The organism is Companilactobacillus ginsenosidimutans, from assembly GCF_001050475.1.
GTDB classification, from domain to species: Bacteria; Bacillota; Bacilli; order Lactobacillales; family Lactobacillaceae; genus Companilactobacillus; species Companilactobacillus ginsenosidimutans.
Window position 1 is genome coordinate 1260829 of record NZ_CP012034.1, and the last position, 13919, is coordinate 1274747.

9 protein-coding genes are annotated in these 13919 nt (G+C 35.9%); 1 reads left to right on the forward strand and 8 read right to left on the reverse strand.

The window, feature by feature from the left end; genetic code table 11:
* Positions 1–108 precede the first annotated feature (108 nt).
* From ABM34_RS06595 to ABM34_RS06605, 3 genes are all read right to left on the reverse strand, one after another.
* Positions 109–813 carry a hypothetical protein gene (locus tag ABM34_RS06595; RefSeq protein ID WP_048704420.1) on the reverse strand — a complete coding sequence of 235 codons (705 nt, stop codon included), beginning with the start codon at positions 811–813 and terminating at the stop codon, positions 109–111.
* Between the two features lie 166 nt (positions 814–979).
* Entirely contained in the window at positions 980–3166 is a 2187-nt protein-coding gene (locus ABM34_RS06600) for a glycoside hydrolase family 73 protein (RefSeq protein WP_048704421.1), read from the reverse strand.
* A gap of 180 nt (positions 3167–3346) precedes the next feature.
* Positions 3347–3586 carry a hypothetical protein gene (locus ABM34_RS06605; protein WP_048704423.1) on the reverse strand — a complete coding sequence of 80 codons (240 nt, stop codon included), beginning with the start codon at positions 3584–3586 and terminating at the stop codon, positions 3347–3349.
* A 180-nt stretch (positions 3587–3766) separates the two neighbouring features.
* Here ABM34_RS06605 and ABM34_RS06610 point away from each other — a divergent pair, with 180 nt between their 5' ends.
* A complete protein-coding gene (locus tag ABM34_RS06610; protein WP_048704425.1) occupies positions 3767–3982 on the forward strand; it encodes a hypothetical protein in 216 nt (71 codons plus the stop codon).
* A gap of 123 nt (positions 3983–4105) precedes the next feature.
* On the opposite strand, the gene ABM34_RS06615 is transcribed toward ABM34_RS06610, so the two are convergent.
* The 5 genes from ABM34_RS06615 to ABM34_RS06635 form a co-directional block, all read right to left on the reverse strand.
* A complete protein-coding gene (locus ABM34_RS06615) occupies positions 4106–5671 on the reverse strand; it encodes a hypothetical protein (protein ID WP_048704426.1) in 1566 nt (521 codons plus the stop codon).
* Positions 5672–6450: 779 nt separating this feature from the next.
* Complete coding sequence (locus ABM34_RS06620) at positions 6451–8010, reverse strand: hypothetical protein (protein WP_048704428.1); 1560 nt, start codon at positions 8008–8010, stop codon at positions 6451–6453.
* A 294-nt stretch (positions 8011–8304) separates the two neighbouring features.
* Positions 8305–9663, reverse strand: coding sequence for a hypothetical protein (locus ABM34_RS06625; protein ID WP_048704430.1), 1359 nt, complete (start codon positions 9661–9663; stop codon positions 8305–8307).
* 416 nt (positions 9664–10079) lie between these two features.
* Positions 10080–11549, reverse strand: a complete 1470-nt coding sequence (locus tag ABM34_RS06630; protein WP_048704431.1) for a hypothetical protein — start codon at positions 11547–11549, stop codon at positions 10080–10082.
* A gap of 634 nt (positions 11550–12183) precedes the next feature.
* Complete coding sequence (locus ABM34_RS06635) at positions 12184–13761, reverse strand: hypothetical protein (RefSeq protein WP_048704433.1); 1578 nt, start codon at positions 13759–13761, stop codon at positions 12184–12186.
* Positions 13762–13919: the final 158 nt, after the last annotated feature.

Below are 13919 nucleotides of genomic sequence, written 5' to 3' on the forward strand. Positions count from 1 at the left end.
TGTAATAATAATTGTCACTTATAACAAACCCACAAGCTATAAAAGGAATAAAGTAAATATCCAAATATATGAAACCTTATAACATAAACACTTTGAATCAAATAACGACTACCAATGATTCATTTTACGGATTATTCCCATTTTCATTCTGGCTCCCTGTTCCTTGGTGTTTCCGATGTCAAAAAATGACATTTGATATGCAAGATAATACTGGTGATTGTCGATATAACGCATCATCTGACGCCATGAAGTTGGCAATTTCAGATGATATTTACATTCACAGTGATTATACTTATCGGTCAGTCCAACATTTTCCTCGAAAAGAGTAAACCTACCAAATTGTTGAGAAAAAATTTGGATCATTCTCAAATGAAGTTCACTTATTAAACATGCATCATGAACTTGTCTATTTAAATCAATCTTCGTATAACTCAGTGCAATTTTAATTCCTGACTCAGTTGTAAAAACAGCATAATTGGCATATTGTTTGGCATCTTCAAGAAAATGTAATCCAATCCAGTCAGGGCTTCCACCTCTTTTACCTGATAATGGCATATATACATTCTTACCATTTACTAATGGCAATAATCCTCTCATACCATTTTCTTTAGCAATAGTTCGTGAAATCTCGAATCCAAAGCTAAACTCATCATGATACTCATTCATCAATTCCTTTGTTGTTCTGTCTACAAAAAATACCCCAAGCTTGTTATGAATCACGATGGACTTACCATAGTCACAATCGTCGGTTGCTATAACTGCAATCATATTATTGTCTATTACAAAATCTTCATGGATGTATAATTTTTCCATTGTACTTTTCTTCAATAAAAATTCACGACTTAAAATCTCATCGTGAAATTGAAATAAATTGGATTTTGAAATGATGATCGCCTCCTCTACACATTAATTGAAAGGGATATTTTTTGAGCAAACAAAAAACCGAGCCCGAAAATCCGGACCCGGCTCAAAAAAGCCATTAATTTAGTGGAGTAAACAAACAATACTTTCCGTTGACCCAGCCAGCTGGTACTTCGTACCATGTCTCGCCATCAACGATTTGTTTTGAAGTTACTTTCCATGTTGTTCCGTCAGCTAAACGAGTTCCGATGAACTTGTTGTTAACTGCAGGACTGTTGTAAACACTAATTCCATATCCAGGAATATAGTTGATTTTTACAGTACCTTTTACAGATGTAATGTAGTTTGAACCTAATACTTGAACGTCTGAAGCGTTAACCCATTGGTCGTTTGAAACTCTATACCAAACAGAGCCATCAGCGTGCGTTGACTTCTTGTCGGTTCTCCAGTTAGTTCCATTAGTTAAACTAGTTGAAAGCAAGTTGTGTTTTGTATCGTACAACTTTGCACTAGGTGCAGTGATAACTTTCAAAATATCAGGGTAACTAACAGTAACATCGTTCACATAATCGTCATTTGTAATCTTAGATTTTTGCACAACATCAGATGCTAGAACATAAGCGTCAGTACCAACATAGAAGAATGTGTTGCCATCGTTGTCAGTTACATAAGCAGTTGTCTTCCATTCAGATGAGTATGGCAAAATCTTGCTTGTAGGTGACTTCATATTTGCGGCACTATAAACAGTCGCACCAGTGTCACCAGTAACGAGAACAGTATCATTGATAGAAACAGGAGGTTCAGTTTCAGTGCCACCTTCAGATTGAAGTTGAACATCAGTACTCAAAACATATTCATTAGTTGAAACTTGGTAGAAGACATTTCCACTAGGATCAACAACTTTCGAAATAGCCTTCCAAGCAGTTCCGTAACCCAAAGCACGTGCAGAAGGAGTATTAATATTAGCGTTGTCATAAATTTGAGCATTCTCAAGATTTGTAACAACAGCAGCATCATCAATCTTAGTTTGAACACCATTAACGTTAGTTTCATTACCAGTATCAGTAGAATTGTTATTGTCAGTCAAATTAGGATTTGATTCAGAATCAGTATCATATTGAGTCAAATTGTAAGTCTCAATAATACTATTCAAAGAAGCCGCATAATTAGGAGCAGTCGCATAACGACCTTGCAACCAAGCAGTTGCATCCTTGTAAGATGAAGTATTTTCAACCCAAGTACCACTGTAGTATGAAGAATCCCAAGCTAAACCATTACGAAGCTTGTCTCCGTTGTCTTGGAATGACTCGTAGAAACTAGGATATTTTCTAAAGTTAGCATAAATTTGGTACCAACCTTGATCGGCACTCCACTCACTCGTAGGCATAGAAACGTAGGCACCATTGTAGTCACCCTTAATACCAAACAAGTTGTTAGCGTCCAAGGCTAAGTCAGATTGACCCCAGCCAGATTCAAGAATCGATTGAGCTAACATAACAGAAGCATATAAGCCGTATTCGCTGGCAGCCTTTTGTGCCATCGGAGCAGCCATAGCCAAGAATTCATCCTGTTGAGAATTAGTAGCAGCTTGAGTAACAGAGCCGTCAGAAGTAGCACTACGCTCGAGCACAGTACCGTCGTTCGTAGGCAACACTTGAGAGTTAGTTTCAGGAGAAGCAGCAATAGCAGCTTGCACTTCGCTGGTAAAACCAGGCGCAGTTTTAACTGTTGAACCAGTGTCAGTATTAGATGTTGAAGAAGCATCTGCAGCTTGTGCAGAAGAATCAGAAGCAGCTGTAGCAACCGCAGTATCAGCAGAACTGGAAGCCTCAGTAGCAGGATCAGCTGCACTACTTTGAGTAGCGGCAGATTGACTGCTTTCTGATGTATTATCGGATTCAGCTTGTCCAGGAGCAACACTTACACCTTGAACTTCAGAAGCAGCAAACTCATCAGTCCTTGATTGTGTAGCATCAGTTTGTGTTGAGTCTGTTGAAGTATCTTTAGAAGTATCAGAAGCATTCTGAGATGCATCTGATTGTGTTACATCTGAACTTTCTGTTGTATTCGTTTCGTCCACTGGAGTTGATTCAGTAACGGGTGCTCCTTGGGCATCCATGACACTTGCAACTGTGGGGTCTTTGATTGCACCAGTTGTCGACATGTCTTGTTGATCAGCATCGTTGTCAGTTTCATCTTTATCGTTCGCAGAAACTGTTGCTCTTACATGGGACGTGGTCGTTGAAATTCCAACAGCCGCAAGGAAACTTGCAAAGGCTGTTGAGACTACCCATTTTTTATTCATTAGCGTTTCCCCCAATTTTTATTCTTAACATCAGTTTACTGTGAGCGTTTTTTAACATCAATAAGTAGCTACCAAATGTAACTTTATCTAAACAATTACCATATAAAAACTTAAGATTTGAAAATTAATTACGTCAAAAATCAAAAAGGCTAGCCAAAAAATACTGGCTAGTCTGAACTATTAATCGTTAGTTTCGATGAAATCAACGTATTCTGCTTCAATCCACTCGTTGTCTTGAGCAATACGATAAAAGACCTTACCGTCATCACCAGTACCCTTTGCGTCGGTATACCATGAAGATTGGCCTTTAACAAATTTGTCTTGTAACATCTTGCGGTTTGCTTCATAAGTATCGAATAGGAAGACAACATAACGCTCGTCTTGGTTAACCTTGACGATACCATTTACATTTTCAAGCATTGTTTTACCACCCTTTTATTACTCGTTAATGTTCATTATACATTAACTTTCCAAAAAGTAGGCTGGAAGTCTTACTCTTAGTAAACTTTTAAAATTATCGACATTTTAATGTAACACTTAAGATGTTTTATTCCTTCCATAGTATAATTATGTTAATAAATATAACTAGGAGGGATCAACATGAAAAGAAGCCCACATCGCGCCTTTGGAATCTCAGGATTGTTAATCATCCTAGTAATCACAGCCATTGGTAAAACACCATTCACAAATTGGATGAACTCGATTGGGGTCATGCATCCCGGTTGGGTATTGTTCTTTTGGGTGATACTAATTTTAGTATTAGTTGGAATAGCAGAAGGAATTTACCTGTTCTTCACAAGGAAAAACAAGTCCTGATTTAGAAGTTTTGATTTATTTGTTATATCAAATAACAATTTAAAATATTTAATTATTTTTCTACATACAAAAAAATCCTTCACTTTATCAAATTGATAAGTGAAGGATTTTTACATTTATAAATTAGTAAACAGAAACTCCATTACCACGAAGGATCCATTCGTTAGTTGATACTCTGTAGTAAATATTACCTTGTGCATCAGTAGCACGTTGGTCAGTTGCCCAAGCAGTATTACCAGGCAAACCACGATCTACACGAATTCCATCTTGGTTAAATAGTTGATAGATAAATGCATCTGGTCCAGCTAATGAAACAGTTTGGAAACCAGGAAGTTGCAAGACGTTAGTGAAGAATCTAGTAGCTTGATCACGGAATGTAACATCAGAAGCATCAACCCATTCATTAGTCGAAACATGATATTGTTTTTGACCAGTTGCAGAGTTAACACGATATTGGTCAGTTACCCATCTAGAATTAGGAGCAAGTGAACGAGCAGTGTATGAACTGCTGCCGTCAACCAAGTCAGCAACACTACTGTTGACAGTCAAGACACCAGATTGGTCAGTTGACTTCCAAACGCCAACTGATGGAGCTGGATTTTGGTTGTTGTTCTGATTGTTATTATTATTGTTTTGATTGTTATTGTTGTTATTACTATTTGGTTGATCGACACCAACTGTGATTTCACGTACGTATGTTACTGAGTTAGTTTTTCCATTTTGATTAATTTGGTTACCAACAACATTATTTCCATTTAGTTTGAATACTGAACTACCATAATTGAACACATTTTGAGAAATTTGATAGACATTTACACCACTATTACTTCCAAAATCAAGTGTAACTGGTTGGTAGTACTTAGCACCCTTTTGTGTGAACTTACCGTTTAGATTAATTGGATTTTTGAAATCTCTTGCATTATCAGCATTTGAATAGAATTGACCAGGATCAGCAGAATATGCAACATTGTTTCCATTATTATCGGTAACGGTTGTATTTGACATACCACTGCCAGATAAACTCAGATCAATTGTATTGCTACCAACTGCAACATTAATTGGCGTCTTATAATCAATCTTCAAGTTGTTAGTCTGTGAAATTGTTTTTGTATTATTTGTAAAAATAATATCTTTGCTAGCTTTTACGTTACCTGACGAATCTTTAGCAGTAATCGTTAACTTTACGGACAGCCCATTCCCGTTCAGAATGTTATCGATTTTTTTATTCAAATCGCCAGTACTCAATCCATCACTACCGATTGAATAGCTTAATCCACTCGTATCAATTGTTTGACCTTGTGTCTGAGTGGTTAGATTTAATAAATGTAAAAGCTCAGCAAGTTGGTAACCAGTTATGGTTCCATAATATTTACTTACTTCTGATGATTTCAGTAAAACTGGGTGATTCTCATCGTAATTAACATTTTTCAATCCATTTAATACAGCAACTGCATTATCAGCAGGTGTTGGCGTTACAGCAGGTTTGTTGTTGTTTTGAACTGCTTGAATAATCTTATCCACAACACCTTTTACTGTATTGAAAATATCACTCAAACTGTTTGATGCTCCAACAGATTGACTAGTACGTACTTGTTCCCCATTAGTACTTGATGCAAACGTGGTTGTTGTTGCCGGCGTTAGTGCAAGCAACGTCGCTGCTGCTAATCCGGCAAATTTTATTTTTCTCATCCCTATTTACCCCTTTATATTCAATTGTATAAGCCCTCTACTTATAAAAGAATATAAAATATATTGTGATTAATCAATCAAATTTGTAATTTATTGAGAATTAACTTTAAGGTCTCTATTACAGTTGAATTAGTATGCCAAAATATTGTCATGATTGGGGATAATAAAGCCCATGACATGTATTGTTATCAACCTTGATTTCAATTGTAAGTTTCAATACCACATGTTATAATTCAGTCGTATCAAAAAAGAGCAAGCTATGTCACAGCTTACCCTTTTAGACAGCCGCTTAGAGAAACGGTGGCATGGTTAATTCAGAGTAGACCTCAACCTTCCAAAGTTGTTAAGGGTCTACTTTTTTTTTAATTTCTTGATAAATGACCGCCAGGAAATGATGACCCATCTTAATACCTTCAGAAAGATACAAGTTTCCAAAGAAATACGTATTAACATAGTCAAGACACCCAGTATCAAATATAGGATCGTAGTTATGGCTCTTCCTTTCCTAGAATGCTTATAACGTATGCAGTTTACCCGCATAGGCATCGCCTCTGAGTTAGAATTTGCCACCGCTCTCCAAACCTCTGTCGTGGATTAATCATAGCATATAACATGAAGATATATTGAAATCATTGGTTTTACTGACTAGAAAAATATAAACTTACATTAGTGGAAGGACGGTTCGGCCGTTCGTGGTAATAGTGCTAGTCACGATTATCATTATTGTTATATTGAAAAAGGCCAACTCATACGAGTTGACCTTTTTTGATTACAATGAATTAGTTAAAGTGAACACCAGTACTTGCCATTACCCATTCATCAGTTGATACACGGTAATATGTGTTACCTTGTGCATCAGTGGCTGATTTATCTGTGAACCATGCCGACAAGCCAGCTAAGCCACGATTTGAACGGTCGCCGTTAACGCTAAACAATGCGTAAACGAAGCCTTCAGGGCCGTCTAATGAAACTGTGTGGTTACCTGAAAGATCAGTAACATTGTGTAAACCAGCTGAAGTATCTTTAACAGCAAAAGTTACGTCAGAAGCGTTAACCCATTCGTGAGTAGAAACACGATATTGTTTAACACCAGTTTTTGAATTTACACGATATTGATCAGTTTGCCATGCTGAGTTAGCAGCAACCATACGTGAAGTCACAGCGTTATCATCGTTTGATAAAGCAGCATTTGAGCCACCAACAGTAACGATACCAGCTTGTGAAGTTGTATCCCATGTACCGTTGTCTGTGTTTGTGTCAGTATCTGTGTCTGTATCACCATTGTTGTTATCATCAGGATCTACATCTGATGATCCAACTTTTATTTCACGAACGAAGTAAACAGAATTAGTTGAAGCATCAATATCAACATCACTTGCTGCAGTGCCATTTAAAGTAATTTGAGTAGAACCATCATGGTGCATTTGTTCAAGCATTGCTGAAACATTAACAGCTTTATCATCAAATTTAAGTTGTACTGGTTGATAGTATACTGCTCCATCAACATTGAAATCAGCACCTAATTTAGCGTAATTATTTCCTCTAGCACGAGCATCAGAAGTATTGTTGTACAAGTTACCAGGGTTTGAAGTATAAGTAACATTTGTATTGTTAGTATCTGTAACTTTTGTATCAGTAACACTATCTGTCAATGTTGGATCAACAGTTTTTGAATTTAAATCAACGTTTAAAGGATTGGTAAATTTAACATTAAGTGAACTTGCTTGTACAGTTTCCTTTGTATTGTTTGTAAATGTAAGGAAGTGGTTGGCAACATTAGTTGTTGCATCTTTGGCTGCGGGGTCCTTTGCAGTAATGAGGATTTGGAATGATTCCCCATTTCCATTATTTGCCATATTAGCAATTAATTTTTGGAAATTATTGTCATCTTTTGCTCCAGAAATTGTAACGTCCAAATTAGCACTAGCAATTTTCTTAAGAGTTTCTGATCCAGCTGTATCCCCTTTAATAGCACCTGTCTGTGTAAGAATTTGACTAAGCTGATAGGCACTGATTTTTTTATTATTATTGTCTAAAAGTACTTGAAGACTAGCTTTATTAAGCGGATTATCCTCATCATAAACAACATCTTTTAAATCAGATATAGCAGTTGCAGCATCTTGTTCAGCTGTAGTCTTAGCAGCTTCCGTTTTTCCTGCTTGTGCTGCTTTGTCCTTCAAATCACTTGCTGCAGTTTTAAAAGCTGATTTAATAACATTTACAAAATCTGAAAAGCCATCAGCTTGCACTGTTTGTGGTTGACTAACAGCGTTAGTAACAACCGGTGAAACAGCTAACAATGTGGCAGTAGCTATTCCTATATACTTAATTTTTTTCATTATATCCTCCCCAGGATTTGAAATTTCGAAGCTAACCTTAAGATTAGCCGCGTAAATAAAATTATATAAGAATAGATAATATCAAACAAACAATATTTTTATGTTTAACAATTTCTTAGACAACAAAAAAGGCCAACTCCGGCAAGGGGGTGGCCTTTCAGGTACTAATCCTTAATCAAAAAAATTAGTGGTGTATATTTTCCATCTCTTATAATATCGAACGATTGAACCAAAAGCTACAACTTTCGTGGCGTTATATCAACAAACAATATTTCCACATAACCAGCGGATATATTAGTTCGTCAAACTAACACCTTCGCCAAGCTTAATCCATTCGTCAGTCGAAACACGGTAGTAAGTATTGCCGTTGTCGTCAGTCGCAAACTTGTCAGTGAACCATGTCGTGTCACCAGCAATACTGCGAACCGAACGCGATCCATCAGCCTTAAATAAAGCGTAAGTATATTTGGCAGGACCAGCAAGTCTAACATTTTGCTTACCATCGAAGTTCGTTTCACCAGAGAAAGCAGTCGTAGCAAGATTTGATGATTTTTGTGTCACAGTCAAGAATTTCTCACGTACCCATTCGTGTGTAGAAACATGATATTCAATCTCACCGGATTTAGGATTGATTCTGTACTCGTTGGTTGCCCAGCCAGATCTAGGAGCCAAACCACGTGAAGTAGTTAAATCAGAATCATCTTGAAGTTCAGCTGAAACATTACCTACGGTAACCGAGCCTTTGCTTTGAATAATTTGCCAATCAGCAGCATCAGTTGAAACGTTTGATGTTTGGTTAGGTTTTTTCTGTTGATTGTTATTATTAACCTTGTTCAATCCGGCATTGTTCTTGAAAATAATATTGGTTGCATGTTTTTTATTTGAGGCATCTGTTAAAGTTACGCTAATCTTAAATTGTTTTCCTTTACCTTGTTTTGCAGCATTAATTTGATTTTGTAATGTTTGAGCATCAAGAATGCCTCCAAATTCGATAGTTGCTTTATTATCTGTCAAGGCTTTTCCAATAGTTGCAACAGCATCAGGGTCAAAACCATAATTGACTAATCCAAGCTGGTTAAACTTATCATTATGAATAGGTGTTTTATATAAAGTTATAAATTCAGAAAAATCAGGCATTGGATTGTTATCATCATAAACAACGTTGGATAAAGATGTTAACGCATCATCAATTGACATTGTCGAGTTAGTATCATCTTTTGCTGGATTCTTCTTATTCTTTCCAGTTATAGAATTGATTACATTGGAAGCTAACTGTTTGCCTCCATCTTCAAATTTTTGTACAACAGTTTGTAAACCTTTTTTTGCTTGATCCTCTGCAAAACCCGTCGCAGTGTGAACGGCCGTATTAACTGCCCCAGTTGCCATATTTTTGATGCCACTGGCAAGATTGCCCCAAAAACCAGCAGGTGCAATAGTATCTGTACCTTGTTGTGTATCATCAAAAGTCTCAACACTCCTTGGTTGAGCGACAGGAGCTTGGTTTTGATCCTGTGTAGTATTTCCCTGTCCTTGAACAGGAACGCTCTGTTGCGTTGCATCTGCGGCGTGTGCAATGTTTGTTGGTGTCACGATTGTTGGAGCAATGGCTAACAATGTAGCGGCTGTAATTCCTAAATATGTGTATTTTTTCATGGTATTCCCTCCCAAATTTGAAACGTGGTATGTGGTGCTGTAGCGCTACGTTTGCGCAATTTGAGAATATTGCTAATGGGCATTTTCCACAATCGATATTTTTGTTTCTTAACTTCTACTTAACTTTAAATTTACACAAAATTTACAATAGGAATTAGTCTTAATAATTATAAATTAAATGCTTTATACACTGCTTATATTGCTGTTGTAACACTCATTAACTTGGATATAACATCATTATTCAAACTATATTTCACCAAGTATAATATTTTGTATAAAAAATTAAATTCTATTTACGCCACACATTCTCATCATCTGTCCATAACTAAATCAGAGCATGAAAAAAGCCACCAAATTATATTTGATGACTTTAGTTATATTTTTATATTTAATTCGAATTATGAGTTGGAATTAGATTATTTAAAGTTTACACCGTTACCTGCACGTACCCATTCGTCAGTTGATACACGGTAGTATGTATTACCAGCAGCATCGTTGGCAGTTCTGTTTGTATACCAAGCAGTGTTACCACCTAATCCACGGCTAGCTTGTTTACCAGCAGCGGTGAACAATGTATATACAAATCCATCAGGACCGTCAAGTGAGACAACGTGATCGCCGATATCATTAAAGTTACCTAATCCATAACCTGTAACTTCATTACTTGTAAAGTCTACATCAGATGCATTTACCCATTCGTGAGTAGATACACGGTATTGAACAACACCAGTCTTAGAGTTTGTACGATACTTATCTGTTTGCCAACCAGAATTGTTTGCAACAGAACGGTTTGTAATCTTGTTATCATCATCGTACAACTTAGCTAGTGGTGAAGTTTTAACAGTTACAACACCTTTGTTGTCAGTTTCAACCCATTCACCATTGTCAGGTGTAGTTGTTGTCTTGCCAACGTTGATTTCACGAACGAAACGAATTGTATTTCCATTAAATTGTGAAAGGTTAGCTTTTACAGCAGGTGTTCCATTAAGAGTGATTGAACCACCATTTTGAGCTTGCATGCTATCAAAAATCTTTTGAACATTAACCGCTGAATCTACAGTAAGTTCAACAGCTTGGTAATATGTTGCGCCATCTTGATCAAATGTCTTACCAGTAAATGTGTTTTGGTTTGTGTTATCTAATGCATCTTTTGACTTAGTATAAATTTGTGCTGATGGGTTAACTTTTGTAATTTTAACATCATTACCCTTTTGGTCAGTGATGTTTGCGTCAACACTAGTTGTTAATAATGGAGTAGTTGTTGATGAATTTAAATCAACATCCAATGGGTTTTCAAAGTTAACACCTAATTGTGTTACACCTTCATCAACATCGGTATTCTTTATAAATGCATAAGATTTACTTTGGCCATCAATAGCTTTGCCATCTTTATAAGCAGTAACTTGTAGATATGAAGTTCCACCGTTCTTACCATTTTGTGTGGCTTCACGTGTAAAGTTTTGCTTCAACATAGGTTTGCCATTAGAATCAACACCTGTAACACCAAATGTTACACCTGCTTCTTTAAGTGTATTGATTGCATCTGAAGACAATGTCAAGTTTGCGTTATTCAAATCGCTCATAGGAGCTAAATTCATTAAGTCAGTATATGATAAGTCTGTTTTAGCTTTTGAGGCTCCTTCTTCAGTACCCCAGTTACTAGCAATATCTGAGAAACTAGGAAATGCATCTTTAACTGAATATGTCTTTGAATTGTTCAAACTTGAATTGAAAAATTGATTCAAGACAGTTGTAACGTTTGAATCAACAGTGGCAGCTTGAGCTGTTTGTACATTAGTTGTTGAATTTACGATTGGTGCAGCAATTGGAGCAACTGTTAATAGAGCAGCGGCAGCAATTCCAGCGTATTTAATATTATTCTTCATTTGTAATCCTCCCCAGGATTTAAAATTTTTGAAATAATTTTTTGAAATGTGGTATCTTTCCACAACACCTAGTATATGTGTTTATTTATTGTGAATCAATTTAACAACTAATATTATTCATAACTGTAATGTTAATGTAGCATTGAAATACTTTTGAAATACATAGATGCCCCTTTTCTGCATTTTGGTGCAAATTTATATCCAATAATTATATTTCTAAAGTTTAACTGAGAAAGTTATTAACACAAATGTAACCTGTTTGAGTATTATTTTATATTTCACAAACTATTAACATTTCTGAATACAAAAAAGACCTGCCAAATGGCAGATCTCTTTGTTGGATAGATATTGATGTTTCCTTTTGTTTAAAACCGTACAGCCCCACTTCTGTAAAAAAGGTCGGTTTTATTACATTGGTCTAACCCAAATCAGGGTCCGACGTATCAAGGGATACGCTGTTGAGTAGTTAATGGCCTCATCATAAGACATCAACTAAAGAGTCAAAAAATATAAAAGCTCTTGGACCCGCAATCTGCGATCATGTGATCTCTCAGATGCGTATTTCTTAATTATTAATTCAAATCAAATTTGATTCAAATTCAAATGGATAGTTCTGAACTAAATTTAATTAAAATTAGTCAGTAATAACTGTTAGGCCTTCACCTGCAGTTAGCCATTCGTCTGTTGATACACGGTAAACTGTGTCACCATCAGAATTCTTAGCAGTCTTATCAACTAACCAACTTGAATCTCCTGCAATACCACGTGTAGCAGCTTTACCATTTGATTTAGAAAGATTATAAACCATCTTAGCATTGTCAAGTTTTACAACCATCTTACCCTTAACGTCTTTTACATCTGTAAATGAGATTTCAGGAGAAGTTGTGTTACCATTTCCGTCAATATTCTCATCTTTAGCAATGTATGAAACTTTCTTTGCATCAACCCATTCGTCTGTTGATACACGGTATTGAACATCGCCGTTTGAATTTGTACGTTTCTTATCATTTCTCCACGCAGTATCTTCACCAAGTGAACGGTTTTTAACTGTTTCATTCTTTGTATTTACCATTGAAGCAACTTTGTCTCCAACTGTAACAATACCGTCAATATCTTCTACTTTCCAATCAGATGCTGGATCGCCCACTTTAACTTGACGTAAATATGAGATTGTCAATGATGGGTTTGCTGTATCGTCACCTTTATCATACTTATATTCATATGATTTTGCGTTTTCACCATTAATTTTGATTGCGTATCCATCTTCACCTGCTAGGTAATTATTAACAATGGCATTTAAACTATTTGCAGTAGTTGTTCCATCAATAAAACCAAGTTGTTTTGCTGAAATTGTAACATCAACTGCTTGATAGTATGTATTTCCTTTGGCACCAAACACATTGTCATTCAATTTGTCATCAGTTTCTTGTGATTTATTGATTGCTGCTTTTTTATTTTTGTAAATATCACTGATTTCAACACTATCATGTTTAACTTCTTTACCAGTTTGATCTGATAAGTTAATTTTTGCTGAAGTTGACAATGTTGCATTAACAGTTTTTGAACCACTCTTAACCATCAATGGATTTTCAAATGAAGCATTTAATGTTTTAACTTCATGAGTGTCTTCTGCAGGTGTTACATCATCTCTATTTGTAAATGTAAAATCTTTAACATTGTGCTTGATTTGATTTTTGTCATCTGTCTTTTGAACATATGTCATATCAAATTGAACTCTGACAGCTTCAGGAGTAACAGTTGCTTCACTGCCTGTTCCGAATTTGTAAATTTTTTTCAAATCATGTTTATTCAACTGAGCGCCATTTGCGTCAAGAAGTGAAACTTTAACTGATGTGTTTGTCCATAGGTTATCAATTGTATGATCTCTCAAATCTTTATTGAAAGCAGAAGCAGCTGCATCCGCATCAAAGGCATCATGCATCACATCTTTTTGATAAAAATCACCCGCAACAGCTTGTTGAACTAAAGTTTTTAATTGAATACCTGATAGCTTGCCATTTTTATATTGTGACATGAACAAATCAACTTTGTCAGTATCTGTAGCTGGTGTGTTCAAAGTAACTTTTGTTGCTGGTGTTTCTGCAGCAGCTTGAACTGTTTGTGTACCTGCGCCTACCACTGGTGCAGCTACTGGAGCTAGTGTTAATAATGTAGCAGCAGCGATTCCTGCGTATTTAATTCCCTTTTTCATGTATAAATCCTCCCTGGATTTAAATCTTTTTTATTAGTGGGCTGTCCCACAGCTAAAAAGTATATGGAAGAATTAACCTGAAAACAATGTGGAATTTGGTATAGAACGATATTGTATATTTTATCGATTTAACAAAATATTTTTACATATTATATTAA